Below are 7228 nucleotides of genomic sequence, written 5' to 3' on the forward strand. Positions count from 1 at the left end.
GGCCACCCCGCACCGCGGCCGGGTGGTGATCGCCAAGCTGATCGCCTACGCGCTGAACGGCATCGCCTTCGGCGTCGCCACCATCGTGCTGGCGATCGCCATCGCACTGCCCTGGCTGTCGGCCAAGAACGTCGACGTCTCGCTGGGTTCGAACGGCATCCCGGGCACGCTCGTCGGGGTGGCCGCAGGGGTGGCGGTGTACGCGCTGCTGGGGGTCGGCCTCGGCGCCCTGCTGCGCAACCAGATCGCTGCGGTGGTCGGCGCGCTGGTGTATCTGTTCGTGGTCGAAGGGCTCGTCGGGAACCTGCCCGGCATCCGGGACTACTACAAGTGGTTCCCCGGTGGCGCGAACAGCGCGCTGACCGGAGCCAGCCAGCCGAACATCTCGCTGCTCCAGCCCTACCAGGGCGGGCTGCTGCTGATCGGCTACGGGTTGGTGTTCGCCATCCTCGGCGCGTGGCTCGCGGTGCGCCGGGACGTCACCTGATCACTCGCTGCGCAGTGCGGCCAGCCGGGTCGCACTGCGCAGCGTCGGCAGGGTCAGCACCGTGACCAGCACGACGAGCACGGCGGCGATGCCGGAGTACAGGCCGACGGTCGGCCAGTCCACGGTGAACGGGTCGCCGATGAGCTGGAACACCAGCGCGGCCAGGCCCAATCCGGTGGCCACCGCGACCACCACCCCGACCAGCACCGGAATCATGTTCTGCCACAGCAGGGAGCGCGCCAGCGTGCCGGTCGGCACCCCGGTCGCGGCGAGCGCGGCGAGCGGCCGGCGGCGTTCCCGCATCTGCTCCAGCGCCAGCACCAGCATGCTCACCCCGGCCAGCAGCAACGTGAACAGCGCGCCGCCGAGCAGGGCGCCCTGGATGGTCAGGAACAGCTGGAGCGAGTCCGGCAGGAACTGGTACGACGTCGTGTACACCGAGACCCGCCAGCCGAACGGGGCGACCGCGTTCCGCACGCCCTCCAGCACGTCCGGCCGGGTGAGGTCGAGCTGGACCGCGGCCTGCGCCCTCGGACTCGGGATCCGCACGCCGCGGACGGCGCCCGGGGTGGCCAGCAGTTCCCCGGCGAAGTTGGCGAGTCCACCGGCATAGTCGACCCGGCGGATCTCGGCGGGCAGCGTCCACCGGTCGCCGGTGGGAAGGTCGTCGCCGGCGTAGTCGCGAGCGATCATGGTCACGGTCTGCCCGGCGAACCGCGCCCGGTCGGAGAACCGGAACACGTCACCGTCGGTGCAACGCGGGATGCTCAGGTACTTCGTCAGCGCCGCACAGTCCACGATGGACATCGTGAAAGCGTCGCCGCGTTCCGTCTGGGCCGTGGCGCTGCGGCTCGTGACGACCGACGCAACGCCGGGCACCGCACTGACTCTTGCCACCACCTCATCGGCGATGTCACCCTCGATCTGCAGCTCCGCAAGGGAGTTGACGGTGTCCGCGGTCAGGTAGTCGGGCAGCGCGATCCGCGTGTACTTCGCGGTTTGCGCGGCGAGCACGGTCTGCAGGGCGATGGCGCCGGCGAGCACCACCGCCACCCCGCCGACCACCCGGGCCGGGGTGCCGCTGTCCAGCTGCAGCCGGCGAACCGCCAGCTGGAACGGCGGCCGGCCGCCGTGCACCCGGGCGACCGCGCGCTCCAGCAACCATGGCAGCAGCGCGGGGATGCCGAACAGCAGCAGGGTCGCGCCGGCCACGATCGCCACCACCGAGCTGTCGAAGTCGCGGGACACGTTGCCCTGGCTCAGCAGCAGCACCGGCCCGAGCACGATCGGCACCAGCCGCCACCACAGCCGGCGGCGCACCGGCCGGCCGCGGCGCACCACGCCGAGCGGTTCGATGATCGTCCGGCGGAGCGCGATCTGTGCGGTGGCCATCGCCAGCGCCGGCACGGCCAGCACGATGAGCAGCACCAGCGGCCACGGCGGCGCCACGTCACCCGGGTACGGGTTGACGCCGAGGAGCTCGATATTGCCGACGGCCGAACGGAACAGCAGGAACAGGCCGATGCCGAAGGCCAGCCCGGTGACCGCACCGGCCAGCGACTCCGCCGCGGCGATCCGGCGCGCCTGCCGTGCGCCCGCACCCACCAGGCGCAGCGCAGCGAGCCTGCGGTCCCGCTCGGCGCCGGCCACCCGGGCGCTGGTCGCGACGAACACGAACACCGGCACCAGCAGCACCACCGTGCCGATCGCGATCAGCACGGCCAGGGTCGCCGGCATCGGGTCGGTCCCCCGGGCGCCGTAGGCGTAGATCGCCTGCGCCGTGGACCGGTCGAGCGTGCCGTCCCCGGCGTAGAACGTCAGCGTGCCTGCGTCGGTGACGCCTTCGCGGCCGATCGTGCCGATGATCCGCTGCGGGAACCGGGGCCGCAGCAGCTCGGCGTCCGGCCCGGCGAGCAGCTCGGCGAGCGACTCGGACACCACGATCTCGCCGTCTCCGGGCACGCGGTCCAGACCGGGCGCCAGCGGCGACCGCGGTCCGGTGGCGTGCAGGAACGTCCCGTTGATGCTCCGGCCGCGGAACGCCGTGCTCGCTGACCGGGAGTACATCGGGTCCACGCCGGGGATCCGCTCGGGCGACTCGACCTGGGCGTACTGCCGCTCGCTGCGGGCGCTGAACATCGGCCCGGCCGAGGCGCCGACCAGCAACACCGCGACCGCGAGCCCGATGCCGATGGTGCTGAGCACCAGCCGCGCCACCCCTGTCTTGGAGGTCCGGCCACCCCCGATGGCCAGCCGGACCCCCAAGCGCAGGTCGCTCACCCATCGGGCGAGCCGGGCGCCTCCGCCCCGAACGGAGACGCCACCCCCTTGGCCTGTGTTCACCCCGGCAGCCCCACCTGTTCCAGGTCGACCTGCCGGGACTTCCCGTCGCGCACGATGACCTCACGGTCGGAGTAGGCGGCCACCCGCGGCTCGTGGGTGACCAGGACGACCGCGGCCCCGGTCTGCTTGGCGGCGTCCACCATCAGCGTCATCACCCGCTCGCCGTTGTACGAGTCCAGCGCCCCGGTCGGCTCGTCCGCGAAGATCACCTTCGGCGCGGTCACCAGCGCCCGGGCCACCGCCACCCGCTGCCCCTGGCCGCCGGACACGTCGCCGGGCCGCTTGTCCGCCACGTCCTCGACCTCGAGCCGGGCCAGCCACTCCCGGGCCAGCCGCTCCGCCGGGCCGCGGCGCTGGCCGGACAGCCGCATCGGCAGCGCCACGTTCTCCAGGCAGGACAGCTCCGGCACCAGCTGTCCGAACTGGAACACGAAGCCGAACTCCGTGCGGCGCAAGGCACTCCGCGGCCCGTCCGGCATCCTCGAGACCTCGCTGCCGCGGTACACGACGGTGCCCGCGTCCGGCTGGATGATCCCGGCCAGGCAGTGCAGCAGCGTGGACTTGCCGGAGCCGGACGGCCCCATCACGGCCACCACCTCACCCGGCCAGAGCGCGAGCCCCGCGCCGGACAGCGCCACCGTGGGCCCGAACGCCTTGTGCAGGCCGGTGCCGACCAGCAGCGGACCACTCATGCCGTGTACTCCAACTCGGGAGTGTTGGCCATGGTCGTGGGTCGCCTTGAGTGGTGGGTCACCGGACCGCTCCTCGGGCAGACCGTGTTCCACTGGGGGCAAGCCCCCAGACCCCAGTTCATCGGGCCCACCTCGTCGCGGTGGGCCAACTCCCTCGCCCGGCATTCCGCAAGCTTCATGCCGTCACCTGCTTCCCCAGATCCTCCAGCCGGGCCGCGGTCAGCTCCAGCCAGCGCAGGTCCGCCTCGAGGTGGAACAGCGCGTGGTCGCAGATGAGCTGGTCGGCCAGGTCGCCGCCGCGCTTGCGGGTGGTGAACGTGCGCATGGCCCGCAGGTGCTCGCTGCGCTGCGTGTCCAGCACCTCGGCGGCGCTGCGCCCGGTCATCAGCGCCAGCACGACCTTCGTATAGAGCGTGCTCTGCAGGTAGAGATCCGGCTTCTCCGGCGTGCCCAGCCACTTCTCCACGTCGGTGATCCCGGCGTCGGTGATCGCGTACCGCTTCCGGTCCGGCCCGCCGCCCGGCTCGATCCCGCTCTCCTCCACCAGACCGTTGCGCAGCAGCCGGGAGAGCGTGGCGTACACCTGCCCGTAGTGCAGCGGCCGGTCCTGCCCGAACCGTTCGTCATAGGCCCGCTTGAGGTCGTAGCCGTGCCGCGGCCCGCCCTCCAGCAGGCCGAGCAAGGTGTGCCCGATCGACATGCCGAGGACTGTACAGGACGTGTATACCCAAGGTCTATACATCCTGTTAGTAGCCGACTTGTCGCGGGTCCTTCCCACGACAAGTGCAACCCGTCGTGGGAACTTCCCGCGACAAGTCGGCTAGATGATCAGCTGGGCCACCGCGTAGATCACCAAGCCGGCGAGGGCGCCGACGACGGTGCCGTTGATGCGGATGAACTGGAGGTCGCGGCCGACCTGGAGCTCCACCTTGCGGGAGGTCTCCTCGGCGTCCCAGCGCTCGATCGTTTCCGTGATCAGGGTGGTGATCTCGTCTCGGTAGTTGAGGACGATGTAGGCGGCCGCGCCCTCGACCCAGCCGTCCACCTTCTCGCGCAGGATCTCGTCCTCGGCGAGGCGGGTGCCCAGCGAGATGAGGCCGTTGCGCACCCGGGTGCGGAGCTCGCTGGACGGGTCCTCGGCGGCGTCGAGCAGCATCCGCTTGGCCGTGGTCCAGGTGGCGCCGATGATGTTCTGCACCTCGGGGTGCTCCAGCACGGTGTGCTTGACCAGCTCGGCCCGCTCCATGGTGGCCGGGTCGGTCTGCAGGTCCTTGGCGAACTCCAGCAGGAACGTGTCGATGGCCTGCCGCATCGGGTGGTTGACGTCGGTCTTCACCATCCAGGCGAACGTCAGCACCTCGCCGTAGACCTTGTCCGCCACCATCGCGTCGACGAACTTGGGCGACCAGGTCGGCGCCCGGTCGGACACCACCCGCAGCACCGTGCCGTGGTTCTCCTTGACCCACTCGTAGGCGCGGTCGCACAGCAGGTCCACCAGCTTGTGATGGGTGCGGTCGGTGAAAACCCCGGAGAGCAGCTTGCCCAGCGGCGGGCCCCACGGCATGGCCACGATCCGGCGCACCATGGCCTGCTCCATCACGGCCTGCACGTCCTCGTCACGCAGCACGGTCATCACGCCGCGCACCACCGTGGAGAGCTCCGCGGTGACGCGTTCGGCGTTGGCCGGGTCGGCGAGCCAGCCGCCGAGCCGGCGGGACACCCCGACGCGCCGCAACCGGTCCCGGACCACCTGCTCGGACAGGAAGTTGGTGCCGACGAAGTCACCCAGGCTGGTGCCGAGCTGGTCCTTGCGGGTCGGGATGATCGCGGTGTGCGGGATCGGGATGCCCAGCGGATGCCGGAACAGCGCCGTCACCGCGAACCAGTCGGCCAGCGCGCCGACCATGCCGGCCTCGGCGGCCGCCCGCAGGTAACCCACCCAGCCGGGGGCGCCGTTCGACTGCCAGATCGTGGTGGCCAGGAAGATCACCGTGGCGCCGGCCAGGAAGCCCAGCGCGACCAGCTTCATCTTGCGCAGGCCACGCTGCTTCTCCGCCTCGCCCGGAACCGGTGGGAGCCCGGCCGCTCGAGCCGGAGTCAGGGCGGTCTGGGATCCGGCCGCGCTCAGTTGCTGCACACCGCCATTGTCCGTGAGGATGGTTGATCGTGCCCCCACGTGCGCTCGTACCCCGGCTACAGCCGTTCACCTCGACGATCTTCGCCGAGATGACCGCGCTGGCGAACCGGACCGGGGCGGTCAACCTCGGCCAGGGCTTCCCGGACACCGACGGCCCGCCCGGCATGCTGGCCGAGGCCCAGCGCGCGATCGGCGACGGGCAGAACCAGTACCCGCCCGGCATGGGTCGTCCCGAGCTGCGCGCGGCCATCGCCGCGCACCGCACCCGCTACGGCACCACGTTCGACCCGGACACCGAGATCCTGGTCACCGTCGGTGCCACCGAAGCCGTTGCCGCGTCGCTGCTGGCGCTGGTCGAGCCGGGCGACGAGGTGATCCTCTTCGAGCCGTACTACGACTCCTACGCCGCGGCCGTCGCGATGGCCGGAGCGACCCGGCGGACGGTCTCCCTGGTGTCCGAGTCGACTGCGCCGCCCCGCCCCCGCCGCCCTGCAGGCGGCAGGGTCGAGGGGCCCGCCCCCGCCGGCAGGTTCGCCCTCGATCTTGACGCGCTGCGCGCCGCGGTCGGACCGCGCACCCGGGCGATCCTGCTGAACACGCCGCACAACCCGACCGGGACCGTGCTCACCCCGTCCGAGTTGGCGGCCGTGGCCGAGCTGTGCGTGGCGCACGACCTGATCGCGATCAGCGACGAGGTGTACGAGGACCTCGTCTACGACGGCGTCTCGCACATCCCGATCGGGTCCCTGCCGGGGATGGCCGACCGCACCCTGACGATCTCCAGCGCCGGCAAGATGTTCAACTGCACCGGCTGGAAGATCGGCTGGGTCTGCGGGCCCGCCCCCCTCGTGGCCGCGGTCCGCGCCGCCAAGCAGTTCCTCACCTTCGTCGGCGGCGCCCCCTTCCAGCCCGCCGTCGCCTACGCCCTGCAACACGAGGGCCCCTGGGTGACGGCCCTCCGCGACTCGTTGTCCGACAAGCGAAACCGCCTCTCCGCCGGCCTCGCCGAAGCCGGCTTCGACGTGCACCAGTCCTTCGGCACCTACTTCGTCTGCGCCGACGTGCGCCCGCTCGGCTTCACCGACGGCGCCGAGCTCTGCTGGCAGCTCCCGGAACGGATCGGCGTCGCCGCCGTCCCCGTCCAGGTCTTCACCGACCACCCCGACCGCTGGCGCCCCATCGTCCGCTTCGCCTACTGCAAGCGCGACGAGGTCCTCGACGAAGCCATCGAACGCCTCCACAAACTCAGCTGAGGAACCACCGAGAAACAAGCGACCCGGCGACGTCGGGCGGCTGCTCGCCGCGGAGATCGGGAGGCTGTGGTGACGTGACAGCCCGCACCGCACAAGATCGCCAGAACATTGCCGCCACCCGCGCCATCCACGGCTCACGGCAATATTTCAACGATCAAGCCCACCCACGCCACCCCGCACTCCCCCGTCCCGGCAAGCCGCCGTCGGAAGATCGACTCAGGCGGGGCGGCCAAGATCAGCTTGGCGTGGTGTTGACAACACGCTGAGCTGATCTTGATCTGGGGGTTGGCGGGAAGCAACGTGACGTTGCTTTCCC

Annotated in this window: 6 protein-coding genes and 1 pseudogene; 2 read left to right on the forward strand and 5 right to left on the reverse strand. The window is 71.3% G+C overall.

The genetic code is table 11. The features are described 5' to 3' along the window. Nucleotides 1-487 (forward strand): annotated as a pseudogene (locus tag VGR06_RS39090) (hypothetical protein); the annotation flags it as partial. Here the strand turns inward: VGR06_RS39090 and VGR06_RS39095 are convergent. The 4 genes from VGR06_RS39095 to VGR06_RS39110 form a co-directional block, all read right to left on the reverse strand. Next, nucleotides 488-2767 (reverse strand): FtsX-like permease family protein, encoded by a 2280-nt coding sequence (locus VGR06_RS39095; protein WP_327564281.1) that lies wholly within the window; start codon nt 2765-2767, stop codon nt 488-490. A gap of 59 nt (nt 2768-2826) precedes the next feature. Then, a complete protein-coding gene (locus tag VGR06_RS39100) occupies nt 2827-3522 on the reverse strand; it encodes an ABC transporter ATP-binding protein (RefSeq protein ID WP_327564282.1) in 696 nt (231 codons plus the stop codon). Nucleotides 3523-3697: 175 nt separating this feature from the next. Continuing rightward, the gene (locus VGR06_RS39105) at nt 3698-4222 is read right to left on the reverse strand and encodes a PadR family transcriptional regulator (protein ID WP_327564283.1); all 525 of its coding nucleotides are present in this window, start codon (nt 4220-4222) and stop codon (nt 3698-3700) included. 120 nt (nt 4223-4342) lie between these two features. Then, the gene (locus VGR06_RS39110) at nt 4343-5551 is read right to left on the reverse strand and encodes a DUF445 domain-containing protein (protein WP_327564286.1); all 1209 of its coding nucleotides are present in this window, start codon (nt 5549-5551) and stop codon (nt 4343-4345) included. 197 nt (nt 5552-5748) lie between these two features. Between VGR06_RS39110 and VGR06_RS39115 the strand changes: the two genes are divergently transcribed. Continuing rightward, a complete protein-coding gene (locus VGR06_RS39115; RefSeq protein WP_414637420.1) occupies nt 5749-6912 on the forward strand; it encodes a pyridoxal phosphate-dependent aminotransferase in 1164 nt (387 codons plus the stop codon). A 134-nt stretch (nt 6913-7046) separates the two neighbouring features. Here the strand turns inward: VGR06_RS39115 and VGR06_RS39120 are convergent. After that, a partial coding sequence (locus VGR06_RS39120) for a hypothetical protein (RefSeq protein ID WP_327564285.1) occupies nt 7047-7228 on the reverse strand: 182 nt, incomplete at its 5' end.

The organism is Actinophytocola sp. (assembly GCF_036002505.1).
In the GTDB taxonomy this organism is placed as follows: Bacteria; Actinomycetota; Actinomycetes; order Mycobacteriales; family Pseudonocardiaceae; genus DASYTH01.

Coding starts and splice junctions, on each gene's coding strand:
- VGR06_RS39100 (WP_327564282.1), bottom strand. CDS start 3,522: ATGAGTGGTCCGCTGCTGGTCGGCACCGGCCTGCACAAGGCGTTCGGG.
- VGR06_RS39105 (WP_327564283.1), bottom strand. CDS start 4,222: ATGTCGATCGGGCACACCTTGCTCGGCCTGCTGGAGGGCGGGCCGCGG.
- VGR06_RS39110 (WP_327564286.1), bottom strand. CDS start 5,551: ATGAAGCTGGTCGCGCTGGGCTTCCTGGCCGGCGCCACGGTGATCTTC.
- VGR06_RS39115 (WP_414637420.1), top strand. CDS start 5,749: ATGACCGCGCTGGCGAACCGGACCGGGGCGGTCAACCTCGGCCAGGGC.